Genomic DNA, 22,838 nt, shown 5'->3' with positions numbered 1-22,838 from the left:
GTTCGGTACTAGGTGTGCAGCAACTCTCGAACAAACAGAAGGAGAGGGTCGATGAGGGCTGTTCTGATTACCGCGGCTTTGGCTGCGACCATGGCGCTTCACGGCACCGCACTCGCGCGTGACCTGACCATCATCGGGTGGGGAGGAGCCCCGCAGAACGCGCAGCGCGAGGCTTATTTCAAGCCGTTCACGGCCGAGACCGGCATCCCGGTCATCGATGATTCCTGGAATGGCGGCATCGGCGTCCTGCGCACACGGGTGGAAGCCGGGGGCGACCCCGGCTGGGACGTGGTGGAGGCGGAAGCGGAGGAGGTGCTGGTCGGCTGCGCCGAAGGCCTGTTCGAGCCGATCGACTGGTCCAAGATCCCGCAGAAGGACGAGCTCATCCCCGCGGCGGTGAGCAAGTGCGGGGTCGGCGCCATCACCTGGTCCACGGGCATCGCCTATGATGCGGACAAGCTCGGCGCGGGGCCCGTGACCGTCGCCGACTTCTTCGACCTCGAGCGCTTTCCCGGCAAGCGCGCCATTCGCAAGGGGCCGAAATATGCGCTCGAGCTCGCTCTCATCGGCGACGGGGTTCCGGCCGACGAGGTGTACAAGGTGCTTTCCACCCCCGAAGGGGTCGACCGCGCCTTCGCCAAGCTCGAAACCATCAAGCCGGAGCTTCTCTATTTCGAAAGCGGCGCCCAGTCGATCCAGCTGCTCGCCTCCGGTGAGGCGGCCATGGTGCTCGCCTTCAATGCGCGCATCACCGCCGCCAACGAGACGGACAAGCGCAATTTCAAGTTCATCTGGCCGGGCAGCATCTATGCGGTCGATTCCTGGGTGGTGCTGCGCAACAGCCCGAACAAGGAGGCGGCTCTGAAGTTCCTGGAATTTGCCTCGCGCGCCAAGCAGCAGGAAATTCATTCCAAGCTCGTCGCCTACGGCCCCACCAACACGAAGGCGCTCGATGCGCTGCCTGAGGATGTGGCCGAAGAGCTGCCCACCTATGGCCCGAACATGCAGGGCGCCATCAGCTTGGATGCCGGCTTCTGGGCGGATAACATCCAGCCTCTGACCGAACGGTTCAACTTGTTCGCGGCGCAATAGCTGCACTGGTCTTGCGGGCGGAGATCATGCGACGGCACCTTGGAACAGCACTCCTGCTCATCCCCCTGGTGCTGTTCCTGGCGGTGACGCTGGTCATCCCCGTGTGCCTCATGGTGGTCGAAAGCGTGCGCGACAGCGAGGCGGCGCGCCTTCTGCCCCGCACCCTGGCCAGCCTTGAAGGCTGGAACGGCGCAGCGCCGGTTCCCACCGCAGCCTATGAAGCCTTGGTGCAGGATTTCGCCGCCACGCCGGTCTCGCAATGGGGGCCAGCGGCCAGCCGCCTGAACATCGAATTTCCCGGCGCACGCAGCCTGGTCCTGTCCACCCTGCGCGCGCTGGCGATGGCGGAGGACAGCGGCGGCGATCCGCAATCGCGCCTCATCGCCCAGGACCCGCGCTGGGCAGAACCGCGGATCTGGCAGGCCATATGGGCGGCCCGTGGCCCATGGACCGACCGGTTCCTGCTTGCCGCCCTCGACCTGAAGCGCGGCGAAAACGGCATGATCACGGAGGACAAGCAGAGCATCTACCGGGCCATCTACATCCGTACCTTTGGCATTGCCCTCACGGTCACCGCCCTCTGCCTCGCCCTTGGCTTGCCCATCGCGGTCTACCTCGCCTCGCTGCCGCCGCAAAAGGCCATGCCCCTGCTGCTCCTGCTGATGCTGCCGCTGTGGACCTCCGTCCTGGTGCGCGCCATGGCCTGGATTCTGCTTCTGCAGAACAATGGCCTGGTGAACCAGGCGCTCATGGGGCTGCACATCACCACCGCGCCCATACAGCTGGTGTTCAATCGCATCGGCGTTCTCATCGCGATGACCCATGTGCTGCTGCCGTTCATGATCCTGCCGATCTACAACGTCATGCGCGTGATCCCGCGCAACCAGCTGCGCGCCGCCGGCTCGCTGGGCGCCACCCCGTGGGTCGTGTTCCGCCGCGTCTACCTGCCCCAAAGCAGGGCAGGCATCGCGGCCGGCTGCATCCTGGTGTTCGCCTCCGCCAGCGGATATTATATCACGCCCGCCCTGGTCGGCGGCGGCGCCGACCAGATGCTCGGCACCTTCGTCGAGCTCGCCGCCATCCGCTACAGCAACCAGTCGCTCGCCGCCGCCCTGGGCGTCATCTTCATGGTCATCTTCCTGTCGGCCATCGGCGCCCTGTTCGCCTGGCTGCGGCCCATGCGGGCGGCCACCGGAGGGCTCAAAGGGTGAGCGAGCAATACGATCTGCCTCTGTCGAAGGGCCTGCTCGGCACATTCACGGCCGTGCTGCTCGTCTTGCTGGTGGCGCCGGCGCTCATCGTCATTCCCATCTCCTTCTCCGCCGGCACCATCATGACCTTTCCGCTGCCCGGCCTCTCGCTGCGCTGGTATGAGGAGGTTCTGTTCTCGCCCGCCTGGCGCAACGCCGTCAGCAACACGGCGCTGATCGGCACCGCCGCCGCGGCGCTCGCCACGCTGATCGGCACCATGGCGGCCATCGGCATCGACCGCCTCCGCAACACCATGAAGACGGCGACGCTGCTCCTTTCGATCTTTCCGCTGATGGTGCCCATCGTGATCGCGGCGCTCGGCGGCTATCTGGCCCTCGTCTCCGTCGGCCTCAACAACACCTATTGGGGCGCGATCCTGCTGCACGCCATGCTGGGCCTGCCCTTCGTCACCATCAGCGTGCTCGCGGCCCTGCAAGGCTTCGACCGCAACTTGTGGCGCGCCGCAAGCTCGCTGGGCGCCAAGCCGCTGACCATCTTCCGCCGCGTCATGCTGCCGATCATTCTGCCCGGCATCGTCACGGGCGCGGTCTTCGCTTTCGCCACCTCGCTTGACGAGGTCGTCATCGCCTCCTTCGTCACCGCGCCGGCCCAGAAGACCATTCCCTTGCAGATGTTCTCCGGCATCAAGGACAATACCGGCCCCAATGTCACCGCCGCCGCCACCATATTGCTGCTGCTCTCCGCAGTATTCCTCGCCGTGGTCGAGATGCTGCGCCGCCGCTCGCAGCGCTTGGTGGGCAGCCGGCCTCTATGGCAATAATCATCGCCAACCGTTGCGAGCCTCGCGAGCCCGCGCATCGTGAACCGACCGGACCATTGATGGACAGACACCAGAAATCCGATGCGAGCACGGAGGCCGCGCCAAAGGCACCCTCGGTCCGCAAGGGCGGGCGGTCACGGATCAACGCGATCTACCAGACCATGCGCGATCGCATCTGCTTCTTCGAATATCCCCCGACGATGGTGCTGAAGGAGGTGGCGCTGGCCCAGGAGTTCGGGGTGAGTCGCACGCCGATCCGGCAGATCCTGCAGCGGCTCGAGTCGGAAAAGCTGGTGGAGATCCGCGATGGGGTCGGCACGATCGTGACGGGGGTGGACTTCCGGCGCCTGAAGGATGTCTACGAGCTGCGCCTGCGCATCAGCGAGATCATGGCGGATTTCATTCAGAAGGCCAATATTCCGCAGGCCCTCGCGGAAATCCAGGCGCTCATCGCACGGGCGGAGAAGCTCCGCGAGGAGCCTGATCTCCGCACCTTCTGGATCATCGAGAACGACCGCCATAGACTGCTGAACCGGCTGATCAGCAACGAGCCCTTACGCGAGCTGCACGACAGCCTCTACATGCAAACGGCGCGGGTCTGGTACGACATCGTGGAGAGCGTATGGCCCGAGGCACTGGAGGCCCTCCACGCGGAGCTGGCGGAGCTTCGGCGCGCGCTCGAGCTGGGCGATACACGCGCCATCGGCTGGACGGCGCGCAACTACATCGCCTACAGCATGAGCCGGCTGTCGCGGCATTTCGACCCGACCTGACCCGCGGCTCAGTCCGGCTCCAGGATCAGGCAGTGCTCCTTGCTCCAGCCGATATGCACGGGCATTCCGGGCCGAGGCGGATTGTCGATGCTCGCCACCCCGCCGCTGACCGTGAAGTTGAGGCCGCCGTCCACCGCGACCAGCACGGTCATGCGGTCGCCGAGATAGATGCACTCCGCCACCCGCCCGGGCACCATATTGTCGCAGCTCTCCGGCGGCGGGTTGAGCATGATGCGCTCGGGCCGCACGCCCATCAGCCGGGTGGACCCGACCATCGGCGCGCCCGCGCTGGTGCCGACGAAGCGCAGGCCCTCGCCTAGCGCGATCTCGCATTGGCCCTGGGCATTCGCCGCAATGACCTTGCCGGTGAAGGCGTTCATCTCGCCCATGAAGCGGGCGACGAAGGCGGTGGCCGGGTGCTCGTGGACCTGCCTGGGCGCACCAAGCTGCTGGATCCGTCCCCGGTTGAAGATGGCGATCCGGTCCGACATGACCATGGCTTCGGTCTGGTCGTGGGTGACATAGACCACGGTGATGCCCAGCTGGTCGTGCAGATGCTTAATCTCCACCTGCAGCTGCTCGCGCAGGTTCTTGTCGAGCGCGCCCAGCGGCTCGTCCATCAGCACAAGGTCCGGCTCGAACACCAGCGCGCGGGCGAGGGCCACCCGCTGCTGCTGGCCGCCGGAAAGCTGCGGCGGGCGCCTTTCGCCGAATTCCTCGAGCTGCACCATGGCGAGCGCCTGCCTCACCCGGCTGGCGATTTCGGCCCTGGAGAGCTTGCGCACGCTGAGCGGAAAGCCCACGTTGTCGAACACCGACATGTGCGGAAACAGCGCATAGTTCTGGAAGACCACGCCGAAATTGCGCGCATGTGGCGGCAGGTTGGCGATGGAGCGGCCCTGATAGAAGATCTCGCCGGCGGTAGGCGCTTCGAAGCCGGCCAGCATCATCAGCAGCGTGGTCTTGCCCGATCCGGATGGCCCGAGCAGGGTGAGGAACTCGCCTCTATGGATCGTGAGGTCCAGATTCTCGATGACAAGCTTGCCGTCATAGCTCTTCTGAAGCTTGCGCGCCTCAACCAACGGCTCGGAATGCAAGCCCCTCTCCCCTCTACTCTTCGCCACGATCCGCTGCATCTCCTCTTGATCGCTTTTGTCGGTTGCCATGACCATCATTGCAGCGGCGCCCCAGGACTTGCCGCAACTTTACAGCATTCCCTCCTCGCGTCAATGAGCTGCATACAGCATTTCAGGTTGTCGATGCTTTCCGCGTATGCCAGGCTATGGGATACCCCAGTTTCGGCCACACTTCCCGCTGCAATCTGGAATCGTAAACCTCACGTCTTCGGCAGGAGTACACAGCTTTCACCGATACCTCGGGACAATGTCGACGGCCCGGTGGAACCGGAATCCCGGCGGCACAGTTAAAGGCCTCGACGGGCGTTTGACTGTCGCCGTCTGCTGCTTCGCCATGCCCTCGGACGGAGATGGTCGAGCCCCGTCGCCCCCCGCGAGCCTTCAGCGGTCGCGCGCCGCAATCTGCCTGGCGATCACGGTGAGCAGCTCGAACATCATGGTGGCGCCGGCGAGCGCCGTCATGCCGCCCACGTCGAAGGGCGGCGCGACTTCCACCACGTCGGCGCCGACGATAGGGACGCCGTCCAGAAGCCGCAGCATCTGCTGGGCCTCGCGCGTGGTGAAGCCGCCGACTTCGGGCGTGCCGGTACCCGGCGCCATGGACGGATCCAGACAGTCGATGTCGAAGGACACGTAGGTCGGTCCATCGCCGGCGATCGCGCGCGCTTCCGCCATGACGTCCTCGGCACCGCGCCGGACGAACTCCTCCATGTAGACAACGCGCACCCCTTGCCCACGCGCCCAATCATGCTCGCCGGGTTCGTAAATCGAGCCGCGGATGCCGATCTGGACCGTCCGTTTCGGATCGAGCAGCCCTTCCTCGATGGCGCGGCGGAACGGGGTTCCGTGCGTATAGGGATTGTCGCCGAAATAGCGGTCATTGGTATCGGAATGGGCGTCGAAATGGATCATGCCCACCGGCCGGGATCGCGCTACGGCGCGCATGACGGGCAGCGTGACCAGGTGATCGCCGCCTGCGGCGAGCGGGATCGCGCCCGCTTCGACAACGCGCGCCACGCCTTGTTCGATCAGCCGCAGGGCATCCCTAAGGTCGATCGGGTTGACCGCGAGATCGCCGATATCAGCCACCTTGGCGATCGAGAACGGCTCGGTGCCGGTGACGTGGTGCACGCGGCGCATCAGGCTCGACTGGCTGCGGATCTCCCGGGGCCCGTGGCGCGCGCCCGCCCGGTTGGTGGTGCCGCCATCCCACGGGATCCCGAACAGGGCGATGTCCAGTCCCGCAGGCGAGGCCACGACCGGCAGGCGCATGAAGCTCGCGATACCGGCAAAGCGCGGCACCAGGGCGGCATCGACAGGCTGGAACGGTGACTGGCTCATGACATGGCTTCTCCGGCGCTCTCCTCAGAGCTTGAGGCCGAACTCGTTCGCCACAGCGTCGGCGACCCCCCGGACATAACAATCGAACAGCAGCTTGCCCTTTTCGGCGGAGGCGATCGTGCTGGCAACCAGCGCCCCATCCCGGGGCAGCGACGGCCAGTTCTCCCAGGTGACGGGATAGACGTCATAAGGCGGAAACGCGGCCGGCCCGTGGCTGGGCACCCGGTCCAGATGCACCAGCTCGGGGCGCAGATACATCATGATGGAGGTTTCCATGACTCCAGCATGCTCCAGCGGCCAGCTTGGGAAGCCATCGGGCCAGACCGCCTTCTCCACCTCCGGCGTGGTGAACTCGTAATAGCCGATGCGCATGATCTTGACGTCGTCGATCCCGTCACGGTGCAGATCGCGCAGGGCCAGGTCAACGCCCTCCACGATCATCATGGTGTTCTCATAATGACCGTCCATCAGCACGATGCGGCGCACGCCGTGGCGGGCGAGCTCGGTGATGACGTCCTTCACCGTGCCGATCAGGTTGGCAGCATCGAGGCTAATCGTGCCAGGGATGTGGTTGCCGCCGCCGGAGCGCGGCTGCGACTTGTAGCCGAACACAATGGATGGCGCGACGAGGCCGCCGATCCGCTCCGCCGCCTTCTCGGCAATGGCGGTGGGGATGACCTCGTCGCAACACATGGGGAGATGGGGCCCATGCTGCTCGTGAGAGCCCACCGTTACGAAGACCACAGGATTTTCCTCGCGGACCTTGCGGTCATAGTCGGTCCAGCTCAGCTCGTTCATGCGCACGGTCATGGGGTTTCTCCCTGTGTCGTTCGGTGATCGGATCCCTGCGGCCCGTCCTTCCTGGAAATCATGGCCCGGAGCGATTGCTTGAGAGAATACAAAAATGTCGAAGTGATCTTTCGCGAGCGGCCAAGTTGGGAAAGGTGGGCTGCGACGCGACAGTTCGATGAATTGCGAACTGACCTTCAGATGTTTCATATTTACCCAAGGCATGGCCGGTGGGAACCTCACGATGTGAGGGAAGAGAGCCGGATAGCGGCCGACCGAACGCGCCCTCACGGGAAGAAAGCTCAGGGAGAGCCGATGCGCGAAGCTCTTCGTCCCGGGGACGTGCCCAAGATCTATGGCGACGTACCGCCATTCATGGCCGTGGATTATGTGCCTGATCTGGCCCGCCTGGATGCCGATGCGGTGATCATCGGCATGCCCTATGACGGCATCGCCACGTTCCGCGGCGGCGCGACGCGGCGGGCGCCGCAAGAGATCCGCAAGTTCTCGCTGCTGTTCGGCCGGCACAATTTCGATTGGGATGTGGACATCGTCGAGCATCTGCGCATCGCCGATATCGGCGATGTGGACGTGGTGCCCGGAAACAATGTGGAGAGCTATCGCCGTTTCGAGACTCGACTGGAGCAGGTTCTCGACAAGGGCGCGGTGCCGCTGAGCCTGGGTGGTGACCATGGCATCACCTATCCGGCCGTGAAGGCCGTTTCAAACCACCATGGCGCGCCCATGGGACTGCTGGTTTTCGACACCCATCTCGATTTGAGCGAGGCGCTCGACGGCGATCGCCTCACCCGGGCATCCCCCGTATTGCGGATCTGCGAGCTTGAGCATATCGACCCAAAACGGGTGGCAATCATCGGCGCGCGCGGCCCGCGCAACTTGCCGGAATGGACGCCGCTCTACAAGAAGATGGGCATCTCCGTGTTTCCGATGGAGCAGATCGAGCAGGAGGGCATCGAGGCGGTGACCGAGAAGGCCCGCGCGATCGCCACCGCCGGGGGCGCGAAGCTCTATATCAGCGTCGATATCGACAGCATCGATCCGGCCTATGCGCCGGGCACCAACAGCCTTGAACCCGGCGGGCTCACCTCGCGCGAGATCATCCGTGGCGTACGGGTCGCCGGGCGCGATGGCTTCGCCGGTTTCGACGTGGTGGAGGTCTCACCCGATTTCGATACGGCGAGCGGTACGACGAGCGTGCTTGCCGCCCGGCTGGTGGCGGAGGCACTCTGCTGCCTTGCTGCCGCGCGAGGCGGGCGCAAAGATGCTTGGCGTAACGCCCATGCCCGTTGAGGAGGCGCTGATGGCGCGCAGAGCAAAAGCCGGGGCCGCCGCATGATCAGCAATCCGCCGCCCTGGCCGAATGGGGCGCGCTGCGCCGTGGCCGTGACCTTCGACATGGACGCGGACAGTCTCGTCCATATCCATTCGGCTGAGAAGGCGCCCACGCTGGTCTCCACCACATCCATGCTGCGATACGGGCCGATGGTGGGCGTGCCGCGTATTCTCGCCACCTACCGGAAGCTAGGCATAAGGCAGACCTTCTTCGTGCCCGCCTGGTGCGCGGCGCAATATCCGCGCGCGGTGGAGGCCATGGTGGTGGATGGTCACGAGGTAGCGCTGCACAGCTATATCCACGAGAACTCCTACGACCTCTCACGTGAGGAGGAGCATGAGCGGCTGCGGCGCAGCATAGACATCCTGGAACGGGTGGCCGGCCGCCGCCCGCGCGGCTGGCGCGCGCCGATGTACTCTTTCTCCAGGCATTCCGGCGAGCTGCTGGTGGAGGAAGGCTTCCTCTACGATGCCTCGTTGATGGGCGATGACGTGCCCTATCTGCTCTCGACGGGGAACGGCCAGCTGGTGGAGCTGCCCGCCCATTGGGGCATGGACGACTACCCGCAATATGCCCACACGCCGGAGCTCGGCTATGCCATGCCAGTGCGCTCGCCCACCGAAGCCATCCGCAACTACATGGATGAATTCGAGGCTCATTACGCCCATGGCGGCTTATGGATTACGGTCTGGCACCCGTTCCTGACCGGCCGCCTGACCCGCTGGCACCACTTGGAGAAGATGCTACTCGACATCAAGGCGCGCGGCGACGTGTGGTTCGCAACACTCGAAGAGATTGCCAATCATCTTCTGGCCCTGCAGCGCGCCGGAACCTACCAGCCGCGGATCGACGAGGTGCCGTTCTATACGCAACCGGTCGCGCTGGTTCCGCAATGACCGGCGGCACGGGACAAAAAACACATGGGAAAGGGAGGATAGCCATGCGGATGACGAGACGGAGTTTCCTAGCCACGACGGCGGTCGCCGGATTGGCGGCGATGGGGCCGGCAGCGGTTTTCGCCCAGGAGTTCAAGGCGGCCATCGTGATGCCCGGCAACATCACGGACCAGGCCTGGAACCAGACCGGCTACGAGGCGATGAAGGATGCCGAGGAGAAGCTTGGCATCGAGACGGCCTATATCGAGAAGGTGGCTCAGCCCGACCAGCTGGAAGCGCTCTCCGACTATGCGCGCCGCGGCTATAACGTGGTGATCGGCCATGGCGGCGAGTTCGTCGACGCGGTGGAGCGCGCGGCCGAACGCTTCCCCGATACCCTATTCGTGGTGACCAACGGCTTCATCTCGGCCAAGAACATTGCCTCCGTCAGCTTCGACTTCAAGCATTTCGGCTATGTGATCGGCTTCCTGTCGGCCAAGATGTCGAAGAACCAGAACTTCGGCTACATCACCGGCCAGAAGATCAAGGTCGCGACCGACCTGCTGGAGGGCTTTACCGCCGGCGTCCACAGCGTAACGCCCGGCGCGCCGGTGGCGGTGACCTATACGAACGATTGGGACGACATCGCCAAAGGCAAGGAGGCGGCCCTCAACCAGCTGAACCAGGGCGTGGACGTGATCTTCCCCGTGCTCGACAATGCACAGATCGGCGCGCTGCAAGCCTTGCAGGAGAAGGATGCCTGGGGGTTCGGCATCTGGAAGGATGTGTACGAGAACTGGAAGGACACGGTGCTCCAGTCGGCCGTGATGGACTTCCGCATCGCCCTCGTCGATTTCCTGAGGCTCGCCAAGGAAGGCAAGGCCGAGGGCAAGGTCTACATCTACGACATCGGCACCGAGGCCGGCCGTTTCGGCACCTATAACCCAGCGATCCCGCAGGAGGTGGTGCAGGAGACGGAAGCGCTGATCCAGAAGCTGAAGAACGGTGAGGTGAAGATCTGACCGGTGTCTGGCGGCAAGGTCTCCCGCTCGCATGAGTCATGGGTCGGAACGGCAATGACTGAACACCAGCCGGACGTCGGACGGCGAGGCGAGGACCACCTCGTCGTCAAGGATCTGTGCAAGAGCTTCGGTAGCCTCAAGGCCAACGACAATGTCACGATCCACGTCCGGCGGGGCAGCGTGCATGCGGTGCTCGGCGAGAATGGCGCCGGCAAGACCACGCTGATGAACATGCTGTACGGGCTGCTGCAGCCCGACAGCGGCCAAATCCTGCTGGACGGCCTGCCCGTTCGCATCGACAGCCCGAGGCATGCGCTGGAGCTCGGCATTGGCATGGTGCACCAGCACTTCATGCTGGTGGATCCGCTGACCGTGACCGAGAACGTGATCCTCGGCCTGCATGGGCAAGGGCCACGGTTGGACCTGAAGGCCCATGAGCGGCGGATCGCCGAGCTTTCCGACAGCTTCGGCTTCGAAATCGAGCCCACGGAGGTGGTCTCGCGCCTGCCGATCGGAATGCAGCAGCGGGTGGAGATTTTGAAATCGCTCTATCGCGATGCGGATCTCCTGATTCTGGACGAGCCGACCAGCGTGCTCACGCCGGGCGAGACCCAGTCCTTCTTTGCCGTGCTGCGCCGGCTGAAGGCCGCCGGCAAGACCATCCTTTTCATCACCCACAAGCTGGAAGAGGTGATGGACCTGTCCGACCGGGTGACGGTGATGCGGGCGGGTCGGGTGACCGACGAGCTGGAGACGAAGGACACCAATCCGTCCGAACTTGCTCGGTTGATGGTTGGCCGCGACGTCATTTTCGATCTGGAGCGGCCGGAAGGGCGCGCGGGGTGCGTGCTGTTCGAGGTGCGCGACGTACGTGCCTATGGGGAACGGGGGAACGAGGCGCTGGCCGGGGTCAGCTTCGATCTGCATGCAGGCGAGATCCTCGGGATTGCCGGTGTGGACGGGAACGGCCAAGCCGAGCTCGCGGAGACCATAGCCGGCATGCGCGCCTATCACGCCGGCACCATGCGGCTCGAGGGCCGGGATATCGCCCCTTATTCCATCCGCGATCGGCTGCACAAGCTGCGCATTGCCTATGTGCCGGAAGATCGGCACCGCACCGGCCTGGTGCTCGACCAGAGCGTGGCCGCCAACCTCATGCTGCGCGCCTATGACCGCCCCCCGTTCGTGCAGCACGGGTTCTTTCTGAACCAGGCCGCCATTCGCGAGAACGCCAGCCGGCTCGTGGATAAGTTCCGGGTGCGGACAAGCTCGATCGACCAGCATGTGCGCAGGCTTTCGGGCGGCAATCAGCAGAAGCTCATCCTGGCGCGGGAGATCGAGGCCGACCCCAAACTGCTGGTGGTGTCGCAGCCCTGCAAGGGCCTCGATGTCGGCGCCATCGAGTTCGTGCAGAACACGCTCATCGAGCAGCGCAACAGGGGCGTCGGCATCATCTATATCTCGACCGAGCTCGAGCACATTCTCGCCGTCTGCGACCGGATCGCGGTCATGTTCAAGGGCCGGATCATGGGCATCCTCGATCCCAAGCAGATCACCTCCGAGCGCATCGGCAAGATGATGGCCGGCATCAAGGAGGAAGCGGCGTGACCCTGGAGCTGCTCAGGTGGGTCTATATGCTCAAGAGCGTGTGGGCGGTGCTCATCGCGCTCGCCATCGGGGCGCTGCTCATCCTCACCACCGGGCACAGCCCGATCGCCGCCTATCGCGAGCTGTTCGGTGGCGCCTTCTTCGACTATTGGGGGCTTTCCGCCACTCTGGTCAAGCTCTGTCCCTTGCTGCTTGCCGGTCTCGCCGTGGCGCTGCCGCTGCGGGTCGGCCTGTTCAATATCGGGGCGGAGGGGCAGATCTATATGGGCGGGCTGTTCGCCACCATCGTCGCGCTTTATGGCCCTGAGCTGCCGGGCCTGCTCGGCATCCTGCTCTGCGCGGCGGGCGGGCTCGCCGGCGGTGCGGTGTGGGCGGCCATACCGGCCTTGCTGAAAGCTTATCGCGATCTCAACGAGGTGATCGTCACCCTGCTGCTCAATTACGTGGCGATCAACATCGTCAGCTATGCGGTCTCGGGGCCGCTGATGGCGGAGGGCGCGCCCTATCCCTATTCCGAGGAGATCCGCGAGAGCCTGTGGCTGCCCTATATCATGCCCCGCACGGACGCCCATGCCGGCGTGATCGTGGCGGTGATCGCCGCTCTGCTGCTTTCGGTGGTGATGCGCTACACCTCCGTCGGTTATTCCCTGCAGACCGTCGGGGCCAATCCTCAAGCCGCGCGCTATGCCGGCATGTCGGTTCGCCGGCATATCATGACATCCATGCTGGTGGGCGGCGCGCTTGCGGGTCTCGCCGGCGCTTTCGAGGTGATGGGCCTCAAGCACCGCCTCTTCCATCTGTTTAGTGCCGGCTATGGCTATGACGGCATCGTCATCGCGTTTTTGGCCGGCACCAACGCGCTCGGCACCATTGTGGCGGCCACCTTCATGGCCGGGCTCGAAAGCGGCGCCAATATGATGCAGCGCGCGGCCGGCGTGCCGGTCACTCTTGTGGAGGCGCTCAAGGGCCTGATCGTGATCTTCGTGGCCACCGGCCTCGCCTTCAGCTTCCAGCGCAGCCGCTGGGCGCGTCTCATCGAGCGCCGGCGCACCATGTCGGCCGCGATCAAGGCCGCACAGGGAGGATGAGTGCCATGCTCGAGCTGTTCTCGGACATGCAGGCCTTGGTCCAGTTCCTGTCCTCGGCCCTGCGCTTGTCCATGCCGCTCATCTTTGCCGCCCTTGCCGGCGTGCTGTCGGAGCGTTCGGGCGTGTTCAATGTGGGCCTGGAAGGGCTCATCCTGATGGGTGCCTTTGGCGCGGCGCTGGGCACCTTCCATACCGGATCTCCCTTCGCTGGCGTGTTGGTCGGCATGGCGCTTGGCGTGCTGCTGGCCCTTCCGATGGCCATCATGTCGATCTCGCTGGGGGTGAACCAGATCGTCGCCGGCGTCGCCATCAACCTGTTCTCGCTTGGTATCACCGCCTTCCTCGCCCGTATCGCCATAGGCGCCACCGCCAACACCCAGCTGCTGCCCGGGTTCCGGCCGATCGCCATCCCGGTTCTGTCCAGCATTCCAGTCATCGGCCCGGTGCTCTTCAACCAGGACCTGCTGGTCTATCTCATGTATCTGGCGGTGCCTGCGCTCTACATCCTCATGTACTGGACACCGCTGGGCCTCAGCATCCGGGCGGTGGGGCATAATCCACGCGCCTGCGACGCAGCGGGCCTATCGGTCGCCGGCCTGCGCTATGCTTGCGTGCTGGTGGCCGGCGCCCTCGCGGCCATGGGCGGTGTCTATCTCGTGCTCTCGCAGGTGTTCGTGTTCTCCGAGCACATGAGCGCCGGCAAGGGCTTCATCGCGCTCGCCGCGGTCATTCTCGGGCGCTGGAACCCGGTGGGCGCGCTGCTCGCCTGCCTCTTGTTCGGCGTGTTCGATGCCTACCAGCTGCGCCTGCAGTTCGAGAACCCCGACGTGCCCTACCAGATCTTCTCGACCCTGCCCTATGTGGTCTCGATCCTCGCGCTCGTGCTGATCTCGGGCCGCAATGTCGCGCCGCAAGCAGTCGGCAAATACTATCACCGCGAGAGCCACTGACATGCGCGCGGCGGTAGTCGAGACGCCCGGCGGGCTCGAGCGGCTGCGGCTCGAAGACGTGGCGGAGCCAGCAGTCGGGCCAGGCCAGGTGCTGATCGACGTGGTGCGGGCAGCCTGCAATTGGGGCGACATACAGAAGCGCCAAGGCATCTATCCCGACCCGATACCCTATCCGTCGGTTCTCGGGGGCGAGGTCACCGGCTTCGTGCGGGCCTGCGGCCGCGGCGTCTCCGCATTGCGCGAGGGCCAGGCGGTGAGCGCCATCACCGGCCCCGCCATGCTCGGCGGGTTCGCCGACATGGTGGTGGTGCCGGAGAAATATGTCATTCCCCTGCCGCCGGGCATGGACGGGCGCATGGCGGCCGCCTTTCCCGTGGTTGCGCTCACCGCCTATCACCTGCTCTACACCGCCCACCGGGTGCGCAAGGGCGAAACCATCCTCGTGCACGCCATCGGCGGCGGCGTCGGTCTGGCCCTGACCCAGTTGGCGACGGCGGCGGGCGCGCGGGTCATCGGCACGGTCGGTTCGCCGGCCAAGACCGAGATACCCCTCAAATTCGGCGCTGCCCGCGTGATCGCGCGCGATAAGGAGGATTTCGTCGAGGTGGCCCTGGCTGAGACCGGCGGCCGCGGCGTCGATCTGGTGATCGATTCGCTTGGCAGCGACATCCTGCGCCGCAGCTTCGATGCGCTGCGCACCTATGGGCGCGTGATCAATATCGGCGAGGCGGCAGGCGACCCGCATTTCGACATACGTAAGAAGCTTTACGAGCGGTCGACCTCACTCGCCGGCTTCGAGCTGCTGCACGCGGTGCCCGGCTCGCAGAAATGGCGCAGGGGCCTGCGGCATGTGATCGAGGCGATCGAAGCGAGGCGCCTGACGATTCCGGTTGCCGCGGAGTTTCCGCTCGCGGAGATCCGGGCGGCGCAGGCCTGCCTCGAAAGCCGCGGCACGGTCGGCAAGGTGCTGATCGCCGTCAATCCATGATGCCGGCCGCACCGATCGCCGCCGGGCCCAGCTTAGTCGAGGATCTGATAATGGGCTTCCACCGTGTTTCCTGCCTTGCCGTTGATCGGCAGGATGTCCTGCGGGCAGCACGACATGGCGACCACGCAATCCATATGCGCGCGCAGCACCACATAGTCGCCCGGCTTGGAGACCGGCTCACCCCAGCTGGTGCGGCCCTGCTGGTCGACCGGGATATTCATCCACAGATTGAGCGGGCTCGGCGTCTCGGGCGCGCGCAAGCCGATCTGGCGCATGGCGGCATGCAGGTTGTCCGTGCAGTTGTCGTGGTATTCCTTGCAGCCGAGCAGGCCATAGCGATAGTCGTCGCAAGCTGCCATCAGCGTGTCGTGAATGCCCGGCGAGGTGTCTTCCTCGAAGAACAGGATCGGCCGGCGGCGGTTGGTGTAGAGCTCGTCGCCCTTGGTCGGGAAGATCTTTCCCAAGGTCGGGCGGATGTGCTCCATGGACATGAACTCGGTGAGCTCTTCCAGGCTGAAGCACCAGGTGTCGACCACCTGATGGCCGTGGGTATTGATGATCTTGATGGCTTGGCCCTTGGTCAGCCGAGCCGCGCGCCCCTTCCGCGCCGGAATGGTCATGATTTCGCCGTTGGCCATTGCCTCACTACTCCTTCTGGGTTTTGCCGGAGTTTGCGTGGCGGCTCGCTTACGGTAAAGATCAAACGAGAAAAATTCGCTTCGTTATAGGCGAAAGTAAGTTCATGCCGCTCAGTCGTGTTCCCCAGCTCGCTCCATCGGACATCAAGCTTCTGCGCCTGTTCGTGAAGGTGGTAGAGAATGGCGGGTTCGCGGGCGCTCAGGCCGAGCTGAATGTCAGCGCCTCGACCATCAGCACCCAGATGTCGACCCTGGAGTCCCGGCTCGGCATCCGCCTGTGCGACCGCGGACGGGTCGGCTTCAAGCTGACGGACAAGGGCCGGCGCATCTATATGGCCGCCTTGCGTCTAGAAGAGGCGCTCGATTCCATCCGCGCGGATATCGGCGAGCTGCGCGGCAAGCTGGTGGGCGAGCTGCATGTGGGCGTCGTGGACACCACCACCAGCAACCAGGACTGCCGGCTGCACGAAGCGATCCGCCTGTTCACCTCGCGCGATCACTCGGTGCACATCAATCTGCACGTCGCCGAGCCCGCCACCATCGAGAAGCGGCTGCTGGAAGGCCGTCTGCAGGTGGGGATATCGGCCTTCTATCACCACGTGCCCGGACTGCATTACGAGCACCTGTTCCGGGAAAGGCACATGCTCTATTGCGGACGGCGGCACCGCCTGTTCAACCGTCCTGAGGATGCGGTGAGCAAAGCAGACGTCTTGGCGTCCGACTTCGTGGCGCGCGGCTACATGGTGCACCGCCAGGTCTCGCCCATGTCCGGCTTGAAGGCAGCCGCCACCGCCTATGACATGGAGGCGACCTTGTCGCTGATCCGGTCCGGCGCGTTCATCGGCTATCTCCCGTGCCACTACGCCGAAGCCTGGATCGAAAAGGGCGAGCTGAAGCCGCTTTTGCCGCAGGAATTCGCCTTCTACTCCGATTTCGAGTTCGCGGTGAGGAAAGGCTTGGCGGATCTTCGTGTGCTCAACGCCTTCCTCGAGGACCTGCGCAAGGCGCATGGGCTGGTACCTGCGCTGTTGGAAGCCTGACAACGAAAGACAGGGACATGGAAACGCAGAATGGAACGGAGCCGATCGGCGTCAGCAGCGAATGGGGCACCCTCAAGGAATGCATCTATGGCTGGGCCGATCAGTTCATCATCCCGAAATTCCTGGCGGACTCCAAAGCGCGCGCTTACGGGGACTTCGAGCGCTTCTGGATAACAAACCAGGGCCGGCCGGTGGCCGAGGCCGATCCGGACTATTTCGCCGCCTTCAAATCCCAGCTCGACGGCGCAGTGGTCTTGCTGCGCGGGCTTGGCATCAAGATCCACCAGCCGCGACGGTTAAGCGATGGCAATCTCGCCTTCCCGCGCGGCGAGAACCATGGCTGCATGACCCCTTGGCTGCGTGACCCCTTCGTCACCATCGGCAACAACGTCATCGAGCTTGCCCCGCGCTCGCTGTTCCACCGGCGCCAGCGCTTCTCGGTGCGGCACATCCTGGCCTCGACCATGGAGCGGGGCGCCCGTTATTTCGCCCAGCCGGATGGGGGGGCGGATGACAATGCGGAGGGGCCGGGCTGGGGCTATCTCGAAGGCGGCGACATCTTCGTGCTGGGCAAGAAGATCCTGGTGGGGCATTCGGGCAACTGCTCCAATCCCGAGGGTGCCCGCTGGCTGCAGCATGCGCTCGGCCCCGAATACGATGTGGAGATGGTGAAGCTCGACCCGCTGTTCCCCCACCTCGACTGCGTGCTCATGACCCCGCGCGAGGGGCTAGCCGTGGTGTGCATGGAGGCCTTTCCCGAGGGTCTGCCGGGCCATCTTGCGAACTGGGACCGCATCGTCGTCGGCAAGGAGGCCGCCAAGCGGCACCTCGCCTGCAACAACCTGGTGCTCGACGACCGCACCGTGATGATGCCTTCGGAGGAGCCCCACGACTACGTCGCCGGCGAACTGAAGGCACGCGGCTTCGAAGTGATCCGCACGCCTTACGAGGCCGTCTATCGCGTCGGCGGCTCATTCCGCTGCGCCCACCAGCCCCTGATCCGACTGTAGAGAGAATTGGTCATGAACCTGAATGTCGACGGCGCACGGCTGCTGCGCGACCTGAAAGAGCTTTCCACCATCGGCAATGTGGGCAAGGGCGGCAGCCGCCTCGCCTTGAGCGAAGAGGATATGGCGGCGCGCCGCTGGCTGCGTGACCGCATGGAGCAAGCCGGCCTCGACGCCTCGATCGACGGCATCGGCAATGTGTTCGGCTATACGCCCGGAGCCGAGCGCTATCTGCTGATCGGCTCCCATACCGATACGGTGCCCATGGGCGGTTGGCTCGATGGCGCCCTCGGCGTCATGACAGGGCTGGAGATCGCCCGCGCCTTCATGGCTGCCGGCGCGCCCGGTCCGGTCGGCATCGGGGTGGTGTCGTTCAGCGATGAGGAAGGCACGATCGTGTCGCTGCTCGGCAGCCGCGTGTTCGGCGGCTCGCTCACCTGGGATGAGGTGGCTCAAGCGAAGGGCGCGGACGGACGCACGCTTGCTGAAGCGCGGGCTGCCGCCGGCCTTGCCGACGCCGAGATCGCCCGGATCGATCCGCAGCGGCACGCCGGCTATATCGAGATTCATATCGAGCAGGGGCCGGTGCTGGAAAGCGAAGGCCGTGCCGTTGGCATCGTGACGGAGATCGTCGGCATCCGTCGGGCGCGGGCAACCTTTCACGGGCGCGCGGACCATGCAGGCACCACGCCCATGGCCGCCAGGTCCGATGCGGCCCAGGCCATGTTTGCCTTCGCCACCGCCTTCCGCGACTTCGTGCAGACCCATGGCGGGCCAAACACCGTGTTCAACCTGGGTGGAGCCAAGATCGCGCCGGGGGCCTTCAACGTGGTGCCGGAGCGGGCCGAGCTGCTGGTCGAGTATCGTAGCCCGTCGCTCGAGGCGCTCGACCGGATCGAGGCGGCCATGCCCGAGCTCGCTCAAGTCGCGGCTGCACAAGCCCGCGCCACCGGATCGGTGGTGCTGGCCGGAGGCGAGCCGTCGGCCGCCATGGCACCGAGCATGATCGGCCATCTGACCCGGGCGGCGCAACGCCTGCAGCTCAGCTCCAGAACGATGCCGAGCGGCGCCGGCCACGATGCCATGAGCATGGCCAGCCAGATTCCGGCCGGCATGCTGTTCGTGCCCAGCATAGGCGGCCGCAGCCACACGCCCGAGGAAGACACCGCTCCCGATGACATCGTCGCCGGCTTGCGGGTGATGGCAGAGGCCACCGGCACCATTCTCGAGGAGTTTGCTGCAGGAAAATAGAGCGGATGGATTGACGGATTGCGGCACAATTGGCTAGTTTGATTGCCTGAAAGGCGTAATTACTGGCCGGAATGATGCTGGAAACCGATATAGCCGGCGAGCTCGATGCGGTGGAGCAGGCGATCGTGCGGGCGCTCAGCACGGACGGCCGCCTGTCGACGGTGGAGCTGGCGCGGCGCGTGGGTGTCACGGAAGCGACCGCGCGCAAGAAGCTGCGCCGGCTGATCGATGATGGGGTGATCGCGGTGAAGGCGATGACCGACCCGTTGCGCCGCGGCAAGGGCGTGGCGGCCATCATCGGCCTGGAGGTCGCGCGCAAGCACCTGGACGAGGTGGCGGCGCGGCTTGCCTCCTACGATTTCGTCGAGCGGGTCTACTCGATGACCGGCCCCTATGACCTCATCATCGAGCTTACTCTTGGCTCAACCGCCGAGCTGCACAGCTTTCTGCTCGACGAACTGAAGACCGTGGAAGGCATCAATGACACCGAAAGCTTCATGATCGGCCGCGTCTACAAGCATCACGGCGTGATCAAGGATACGCACGCGCTGAAAGAAGAGGCGGCAAGATTTGTCGCCAGTTTTGCCGGGAGGAGGAAGACATGATCGCGCGAACACTTCGAAACGGAATTGCGGCGGTCGCCGGTCTATTGGTCGCCCTGTCCACGATCGGCGCGGCCCAGGCAGAGGGCCTTCTCGCCGAGATCAAGGAACGCGGCAAGCTCACCGTCGGCACCGAGGCGGCGCTGGAGCCCTTCGAGTTCGTGCAGGACGGCAAGATCGTCGGCTACAACAAGGATATCCTCGACTATATCGTCGCGGATCTCGGGGTCGAGCTGAACCAGCTGAACCTGCCGTTCCAGGGCATCCTGCCCGGCCTGCTCGCCAAGAAGTTCGACTTCGTTGCCACGTCGGTGGGCATCAATGCGGAGCGTGCGGCCAAGTACGCCTATACCCGCCCGATCGGCAGCTTCGATAATGTGATCGTGGTGCGCGCCGACGACGACAGCATCAAGAGCCCCGATGATCTCAACGGCAAGGTGGTGGCCACGCAGATGGCCTCTTCACCGCAGCCGGTGGCCGAGGCGCACAGCGCGTCGCTGAAGGAGAAGGGGGGCGACGGCTACGGCGAGCTCAAGCTCTACACCGCATTCCCCGAAACCCATGTAGCGCTCGCCTCGGGGCAGGTAGACGCGATCGTGCTCGCCTCGCCAACCGCGGCGGTGCTGATGAAGAAGCAGCCGGACACCTTCCGCGTGGTGGGCACGATCGGCGAGCCTCAGTATCTCGCCTGGGTGACCCGCCCGGAGGATCAGGACGTGCGCGATTACCTGAACACCAAGATCGACGAGCTGAACGACAGCGGCAAGCTGAAGGAGTGGCAGATGAAGTGGTTCGGCTTCACCTTCGCCACGCCCAAGGAAGGCTATCTGCCGGAAGGCGCGCTCTGAGGGCGGGCGTTGAGCCGCTTCCCATCGGGGCGCGGCTGCGCCTGAGGCAGGTCTCATGGCTGGCTTCCAGATCAGCGCCACGCTGGCCGAATGGCCGCTGTTCCTGCAAGGGGCGGTGGTCACGCTGCTGGTTTCCCTCCTGGGGGGCCTGTTCGGCATCGTCTTCGGCGTGGGGCTGACCGTCATGCGCGCGGCGCCATGGGCCCCGCTGCGCTGGCTGGCCAAGACCTATATGAGCTTCATCCGCGGCACGCCCATCCTGGTGCAGATCTTCCTGGTCTATTACGGCCTGCCGGGACTCACCGGCATAGACCTGCCGCCGCTGGTTGCGGGCGTGCTGGCGCTGAGCCTCAACAGCGCCGCCTTCATCACCGAGATCATTCGGGCGGGCCTGAGCGCCGTGCCCGCCGGACAGTACGAGGCGGCCAAGGCGCTGGCCGTGCCGCGCGGCATCATGTGGATGCGAGTGATCCTGCCGCAAGTGCTGCGGCTCACCATTCCACCATTGATGAACGAGTTCACCATGCTGGTGAAGGCGTCGCCCCTGCTCTCGGTCATCACCGTGGTCGAGCTCACCCGCACGGCCCAGAACGTGATGAATTTCACCTATCAACCGATCCAAGCCTTCGCGCTCGCCGCCGTGCTCTATTTCGTCATGCTGTTCAGCCTGAGCATGCTGACGCGCCGGGTGGACGCCCGCATGCGTGCGGTGCGCGCATGACCTTCGATCCGTCCGTCATCCTGGACAATGCCGGGCTGTTCGCCCAAGGCCTGCTGGTCACGGTGGCGATCTGCGCAGCCGCACTGCCGTTGGGCTTCCTCGGCGGTGTCGTGCTCGCCCTGGCCGTTCTGTCGGGCCGCCGCGTGCTTGCTGTCCCGGCGATCGCGCTCATCGAGCTGGTGCGCAACATCCCGTTTCTGATCCAGATCTTTTTGGTGTTCTTCGGCCTGCCCTTCCTCGGTGTCCGCCTGAGCCCGCAGGTGGTGGGCGTGGCGATGCTGGCGCTCTATGCGAGCGGCTATTTCGCGGAGATCGTGCGCGGGGCGATCCTGTCTGTGCCAGCGGGCCAGCGCGAGGCTGCAACCGCGCTCGGCATGCATCGCTGGCTCGCCTTCCGCAAGGTGATCTTCCCGCAGTTCCTCGGCTATCTCATTCCCGCCTCGGCCAATCTGACCATCACCCTGATCAAGGAATCGGCGGTGCTGTCGATCATCACCGTGGCCGAACTCACCTATGTCTCGCAGATGATCATCGGCCGCACCTTCGCCCCGGCCGAAGTTTTCCTGACCATCGCGCTTCTCTATTGGGCCCTCACGGCAGCCGTTGCCGCAGCTCTCGACCTCATTGAACGCCGAACCAGCACATTCCGCCGTCTCGAACGCGGTCGCGAGCAGATCGCGACCATTCACTGATCCAACCAGGGAGGACCCTCTACAATGGCTAGGCCGAAACTCAACCTGCCCTATACGGGCATTACATCCTTCGGGAAGTTCCCCATCGTTACCGATCTTTCGAGCTTCGATGCCGATGTGGGCATCCTCGGCATCCCGTTCGACATGACCACCCAGTATCGCTCGGGCGCCAAGATGGGCCCTCGCGGCGTGCGCGATTCATCCTCGATCTATTCCTTCGGTCTTGCCGGCTCCTACGACCCGGAGCGGGACGATGTCTATCTCGGTCCGCCATGGCGCATCGTCGATTGCGGTGACGTGGACATGGTGCATGGCGACCTGCAGGCTTGTTTCGAGAACACCCGCGAGGCGGTGAAGGCCATTGCCGATCGCGGCGGCATGGTGGTGGGCATCGGCGGTGATCACGCGGTGACCATTCCGATCCTGCAGGGCTTGGCCGATCACGGCCCCTTCGGCATCATCCAGATCGATGCGCATCTCGATTTCGTCGACGAACGGGCCGGCCAGCGCTTCGGCCATGGCAGCCCCATGCGGCGTGCCTCTGAAATGGATCATGTCACCGGCATGGCGCAGCTCGGTATCCGCGGCATCGGGTCGAGCGGGCGTGTGGATTTCGATGCGGCGCGCGCTTATGGCAGCGTGATCATGAGCCCGAAGGAAATGCGCGCCGTCGGCATCGAGGAAACCGTCAACCGCATTCCCCAATGCGACAAGTACTATGTGACCATCGATATCGACGGCATTGACCCGTCGATCGCCTGGGGCACGGGAACGCCATCGCCCGGCGGCCTCTATTATGACGAGGTGAATGCGCTGCTCGAAGGCATCGCCAAGAAGGGCAAGGTGATCGGCTTCGACCTTGTCGAAGTGGCGCCCTGCTACGACACCTCTGGCCTCACGGGCCAGGTGGCTGCCCGTATCATCCTCGACCTCATCGGCTTTGCCTTGAAGGAGCGCGAACGCGCAGGAGATGTGCCCAGGCGATAACCTA

The 22,838-nt window shown here is 64.7% G+C and carries 23 protein-coding genes; 19 read left to right on the top strand and 4 right to left on the bottom strand.

Annotated features, from left to right (window positions below):
• Positions 1-51 precede the first annotated feature (51 nt).
• The 4 genes from E4P09_RS07645 to E4P09_RS07630 are packed head-to-tail and all read left to right on the top strand — an operon-like array spanning position 52 to position 3,897.
• Entirely contained in the window at positions 52-1,092 is a 1,041-nt protein-coding gene (locus tag E4P09_RS07645) for an ABC transporter substrate-binding protein (protein WP_137388903.1), read from the top strand.
• A gap of 26 nt (positions 1,093-1,118) precedes the next feature.
• Entirely contained in the window at positions 1,119-2,303 is a 1,185-nt protein-coding gene (locus E4P09_RS07640; RefSeq protein WP_137388902.1) for an ABC transporter permease, read from the top strand.
• Positions 2,300-3,124, top strand: coding sequence for an ABC transporter permease (locus tag E4P09_RS07635; RefSeq protein WP_239025051.1), 825 nt, complete (start codon positions 2,300-2,302; stop codon positions 3,122-3,124). The genes E4P09_RS07640 and E4P09_RS07635 overlap by 4 nt, the downstream gene beginning before the upstream one ends.
• Before the next feature lie 59 nt (positions 3,125-3,183).
• Positions 3,184-3,897 carry a GntR family transcriptional regulator gene (locus E4P09_RS07630; RefSeq protein ID WP_170984277.1) on the top strand — a complete coding sequence of 238 codons (714 nt, stop codon included), beginning with the start codon at positions 3,184-3,186 and terminating at the stop codon, positions 3,895-3,897.
• Between the two features lie 8 nt (positions 3,898-3,905).
• Here the strand turns inward: E4P09_RS07630 and E4P09_RS07625 are convergent, their stop codons facing one another.
• From E4P09_RS07625 to E4P09_RS07615, 3 genes are all read right to left on the bottom strand, one after another.
• Entirely contained in the window at positions 3,906-4,994 is a 1,089-nt protein-coding gene (locus tag E4P09_RS07625; protein WP_239025050.1) for an ABC transporter ATP-binding protein, read from the bottom strand.
• Positions 4,995-5,414: 420 nt separating this feature from the next.
• Positions 5,415-6,374, bottom strand: a complete 960-nt coding sequence (speB, locus tag E4P09_RS07620; protein ID WP_137388900.1) for an agmatinase — start codon at positions 6,372-6,374, stop codon at positions 5,415-5,417.
• Between the two features lie 24 nt (positions 6,375-6,398).
• On the bottom strand, positions 6,399-7,184 hold the full coding sequence (locus E4P09_RS07615) for a creatininase (RefSeq protein WP_137388899.1): 786 nt from the start codon (positions 7,182-7,184) through the stop codon (positions 6,399-6,401).
• Positions 7,185-7,478: 294 nt separating this feature from the next.
• On the opposite strand from E4P09_RS07615, the gene speB (E4P09_RS07610) reads away from it, so the two are divergent.
• The 7 genes from speB (E4P09_RS07610) to E4P09_RS07580 are packed head-to-tail and all read left to right on the top strand — an operon-like array spanning position 7,479 to position 15,048.
• Positions 7,479-8,474, top strand: coding sequence for an agmatinase (gene speB / locus E4P09_RS07610; protein ID WP_170984276.1), 996 nt, complete (start codon positions 7,479-7,481; stop codon positions 8,472-8,474).
• Between the two features lie 42 nt (positions 8,475-8,516).
• The gene (locus tag E4P09_RS07605) at positions 8,517-9,413 is read left to right on the top strand and encodes a polysaccharide deacetylase family protein (RefSeq protein ID WP_137388897.1); all 897 of its coding nucleotides are present in this window, start codon (positions 8,517-8,519) and stop codon (positions 9,411-9,413) included.
• A gap of 50 nt (positions 9,414-9,463) precedes the next feature.
• Positions 9,464-10,414, top strand: a complete 951-nt coding sequence (locus E4P09_RS07600) for a BMP family protein (protein ID WP_170984275.1) — start codon at positions 9,464-9,466, stop codon at positions 10,412-10,414.
• A 54-nt stretch (positions 10,415-10,468) separates the two neighbouring features.
• A complete protein-coding gene (locus E4P09_RS07595; RefSeq protein ID WP_137388895.1) occupies positions 10,469-12,022 on the top strand; it encodes an ABC transporter ATP-binding protein in 1,554 nt (517 codons plus the stop codon).
• Positions 12,019-13,110 carry an ABC transporter permease gene (locus E4P09_RS07590; protein ID WP_205042035.1) on the top strand — a complete coding sequence of 364 codons (1,092 nt, stop codon included), beginning with the start codon at positions 12,019-12,021 and terminating at the stop codon, positions 13,108-13,110. Before E4P09_RS07595 ends, E4P09_RS07590 begins: the two co-directional genes overlap by 4 nt.
• 5 nt (positions 13,111-13,115) lie before the next feature.
• Complete coding sequence (locus E4P09_RS07585; protein ID WP_205042034.1) at positions 13,116-14,060, top strand: ABC transporter permease; 945 nt, start codon at positions 13,116-13,118, stop codon at positions 14,058-14,060.
• Position 14,061: 1 nt separating this feature from the next.
• A complete protein-coding gene (locus E4P09_RS07580) occupies positions 14,062-15,048 on the top strand; it encodes a quinone oxidoreductase family protein (RefSeq protein WP_170984274.1) in 987 nt (328 codons plus the stop codon).
• 32 nt (positions 15,049-15,080) lie between these two features.
• Here E4P09_RS07580 and E4P09_RS07575 read toward each other — a convergent pair whose 3' ends face one another.
• Positions 15,081-15,686, bottom strand: coding sequence for a DUF1989 domain-containing protein (locus tag E4P09_RS07575; protein WP_137388893.1), 606 nt, complete (start codon positions 15,684-15,686; stop codon positions 15,081-15,083).
• A 104-nt stretch (positions 15,687-15,790) separates the two neighbouring features.
• Here E4P09_RS07575 and E4P09_RS07570 point away from each other — a divergent pair, with 104 nt between their 5' ends.
• The 8 genes from E4P09_RS07570 (at position 15,791) to speB (E4P09_RS07535) (ending at position 22,834) form a co-directional block, all read left to right on the top strand.
• Positions 15,791-16,726 (top strand): LysR family transcriptional regulator, encoded by a 936-nt coding sequence (locus tag E4P09_RS07570; protein WP_137388892.1) that lies wholly within the window; start codon positions 15,791-15,793, stop codon positions 16,724-16,726.
• Positions 16,727-16,743: 17 nt separating this feature from the next.
• Positions 16,744-17,736 (top strand): dimethylarginine dimethylaminohydrolase family protein, encoded by a 993-nt coding sequence (locus E4P09_RS07565; protein ID WP_137388891.1) that lies wholly within the window; start codon positions 16,744-16,746, stop codon positions 17,734-17,736.
• A 12-nt stretch (positions 17,737-17,748) separates the two neighbouring features.
• A complete protein-coding gene (locus E4P09_RS07560) occupies positions 17,749-18,984 on the top strand; it encodes a M20 family metallo-hydrolase (protein ID WP_137388890.1) in 1,236 nt (411 codons plus the stop codon).
• Positions 18,985-19,055: 71 nt separating this feature from the next.
• The gene (locus E4P09_RS07555; RefSeq protein WP_137388889.1) at positions 19,056-19,589 is read left to right on the top strand and encodes an Lrp/AsnC family transcriptional regulator; all 534 of its coding nucleotides are present in this window, start codon (positions 19,056-19,058) and stop codon (positions 19,587-19,589) included.
• Entirely contained in the window at positions 19,586-20,434 is an 849-nt protein-coding gene (locus E4P09_RS07550) for a transporter substrate-binding domain-containing protein (protein WP_137388888.1), read from the top strand. Before E4P09_RS07555 ends, E4P09_RS07550 begins: the two co-directional genes overlap by 4 nt.
• 55 nt (positions 20,435-20,489) lie before the next feature.
• Positions 20,490-21,155, top strand: coding sequence for an amino acid ABC transporter permease (locus E4P09_RS07545; RefSeq protein ID WP_137388887.1), 666 nt, complete (start codon positions 20,490-20,492; stop codon positions 21,153-21,155).
• Positions 21,152-21,847 (top strand): amino acid ABC transporter permease, encoded by a 696-nt coding sequence (locus tag E4P09_RS07540; RefSeq protein ID WP_137388886.1) that lies wholly within the window; start codon positions 21,152-21,154, stop codon positions 21,845-21,847. The genes E4P09_RS07545 and E4P09_RS07540 overlap by 4 nt, the downstream gene beginning before the upstream one ends.
• A gap of 24 nt (positions 21,848-21,871) precedes the next feature.
• Positions 21,872-22,834, top strand: coding sequence for an agmatinase (gene speB, locus E4P09_RS07535; RefSeq protein WP_137388885.1), 963 nt, complete (start codon positions 21,872-21,874; stop codon positions 22,832-22,834).
• The last annotated feature ends 4 nt before the right edge of the window (positions 22,835-22,838 follow it).

Origin of the sequence: Rhodoligotrophos defluvii (assembly GCF_005281615.1) — a bacterium.
GTDB classification, from domain to species: Bacteria; Pseudomonadota; Alphaproteobacteria; order Rhizobiales; family Im1; genus Rhodoligotrophos; species Rhodoligotrophos defluvii.
The sequence above is the reverse complement of the archived record's forward strand: the minus strand, read 5'-3'. Positions and strand labels throughout refer to the sequence as shown.